The 2,744-nt window shown below is 46.0% G+C and carries 1 protein-coding gene; it reads right to left on the bottom strand.

The window, feature by feature from the left end:
* Window positions 1-2,744 (bottom strand): plasmid replication protein, CyRepA1 family (locus H6G97_RS49390; protein ID WP_190947558.1); only part of this gene is annotated, 2,744 nt, incomplete at both ends.

Here is a 2,744-nt window from a genome sequence, read left to right as displayed (position 1 = left end):
TCAAATTCGGTAGTATCCTCCCCTTGGCAATGGGAGTTCCCTATAGCATTAGGGGGGGGTGTGGATACGGGCTGCTGATTGGGGTTTACACTATACGCAGCAGGGGTTTGAGCCGCGTAATAGGTTCGATTTTCTTTTTGATTACGCTTTTCCACGCGATGAGCAATGACATGCATTGCAAATTCTAATTCCTCTTTAGATAAAGAAAAAAGTTTCACCTGTTGACCGCGCTTGCCCTGCTTGCGGAAGGTCAGCTTTAGCCCCAGCTGCTCTAGTAAAGTCGCCAGCAACCAAATAGGTTTACAGTCACTAGGAATAGTAAACCCAAGAATTGCTTTGACGTGAGCAGCACAATGTATAGCAATCTCCGTCATCTTGAGTAAGGTGGAATCGTCGGCAGTAACTTCATCACCCTTCATTAAAGAAGTGAGAATTTGATGCAGTCCCAGGTTAAATCTAGCAAGCCAGCGTGCCGAGTAATTGCCCCAGTCGATGCACAAAGGTAGATTGTCGCGCTCGGTGCGGTCTTTTTGGGTGACAATTGTTGGTGGGGTAGGATAACTTTGCCCAGTTTTGGGGTCAGTAAACGATTCTTCGGGTGGGGCTAAAATGGCTTCAAGTCCAGCGATCGCTCTAATTAATCGACCACCTTTATCCATTTCTACAAGTGATTCGGTTACTTCGATGCCGTAAGAGTCAGAAATGCGGAATTTTTCGCATTCAAAAATTTCATTAGGGTCAAGGTAATCTTTGCTCTGACGGGCGCGGTACTCACTCAAAGTAATATTCTTAGCCTTGGCAACAGCCGAATTGTGGGCATGATCCAAAGCTTGTGCTGCTGCTTTTAAACTTTCAAGGGATTGGTCATCATCATCACTTCCCATACATATAAATGTATTGCCCATTTCGGTGAGGAGCGATCGCAAATCATCACGCAGATTATTGAGAGAATAGTGGCGGTTAGCCATAATTTGGCAGTAAGCCTCAAGCGCCCAATCTTTCTCTGCGCCCCGCTTACCCGTTTCTCTGTCAATTCGCAACAGAAAAGCAGTCATTTCATTGGTTTGGAGCAAGCGCTCTTTAATCTTGGATGCGTTTGTATCCTTGTAACCAAAGGGAGGACGCGGGGCCACCCAAATATGAAAGGGGACTTTCGGGCGATAGCGGTAAAGCTGTTGGGCACATTCGGTAGCGGTTTGGGAAACGCCGTGAAAAACACCAAACACCAAATCGAAATGATACTCAGAAATATCGACACCAGTACCGAGGCTGGGAGAGGTGAACAAGGCATCAAAGTTTTTGACGGCGTTGGTGATATCTTTAATGAAAGCGACGTTTTCATCACTGCCGGAATTATCGGAGTGGACAGACCAGATGCGCCATTTTTGGGGTGTATGGGATTGGTCAGAGTTAGGATCTTCGTACTTAATAGTAAAAGACTTTTCGAGTTTTTTGATGAAACGCTTGGAGTCACTTGCAACCATGACTTTCAGACCTTGCATCAGGGCTGCCGAGATTTGGGCAACTAGGGCGCTTGAATTACTGCCTTCGTACCAATATATAGTGCGTGAGCCATTTTTCCATTCATTTTTGACGATGTAAGGTACTTCACCTACTGGTCGCATTGCCCGAAAGAAGTCCACGGTTAAATCATCCATGTGTGCGTCGGCAAGGACGACTAGTGGCGCGTTGTATACTATATATTCCAGTACCTCCAAGATTGCTGCACGGTGCTGTTTACACGTATTACTGTGTAGTAGGTGGGTAAGGTATTGGCAAGCTTCATCTATAAATATGCAGCCATAAATCAGCGCTTGCGTATTGAGTTTGTGCAAGCTGTCAATGGTAATACTAAGGGCTTGGGCTTGAGCTAAACCTGTGTAACCCAAGTCTGAATACATCGCAGTTCTCAGGCGATCGCTTAAATTCTTCAGCAGGTTGACGCGATGCCCGTTGTTGAGGAACCGAGCGTCGGGGTTTTGGTCACGCCACCAGCGCATAAGTTCAGTTTTACCTGTACCCATGTCGCTCCAGAGTACGACTAGTCCTGATTTTGGGAAATTGAAGGTAGGGGATTTCTTCGATTTGTCTGAATCAACTCCGCCAGAATCGGTAGACTCCTTCTTTGGAGGATGTCCTTTTATAGATGGTGTGAAAAGTTGTTCCTTTTCAAGCTCATAAAGCTCAGGCACTGTCAAGCACTTTTCTTCAAGTTCAGGAATGCACAAAGCCTCAGAGAGGTACTTGACATTAATAGTGACATCTGGTTTGTATTTGCTAAGTCCCCATTTTTTAGCCCGATACGAGCGCTGGTAATCTTTTAGTGATTTGGCATCGTCTATAATTGCAGTTAGTAGTGCATTGGCATCAACACCTCGACTAACTACAAAATCATCAACGCCTTTTTCTGGCCCCGGTAGTAATGCAACTTCACATTCACAACCTACTGCCTCAATCGCTTTGGCAGTCCGTACCGTTGCCTGGTAAACTGACCACCTGGTTTTAGAAGAAGTTTCGTGGTCAAAAAGAATTATGAACTTGCGTCCCGCTTGAGCCATTGGTACTAAGTCAGGATGCAACCGTTCATCAAAATCCTGTTTGCCCACGCGCCCGTTCCAAATCCCCGGCAGTGCGATCGCTACAAACCCTAAAGAGAGCAAGCAGGCCGCTTTTTTTTCGCCCTCGCATAAGATAACTGGAATCTCTGGATGTTGCTTTACCCACTCCCAGAAGGAGATTTGTAA

This window comes from Nostoc flagelliforme FACHB-838 (assembly GCF_014698065.1).
GTDB lineage: Bacteria > Cyanobacteriota > Cyanobacteriia > Cyanobacteriales > Nostocaceae > Nostoc > Nostoc flagelliforme_B.
The sequence above is the reverse complement of the archived record's forward strand: the minus strand, read 5'-3'. Positions and strand labels throughout refer to the sequence as shown.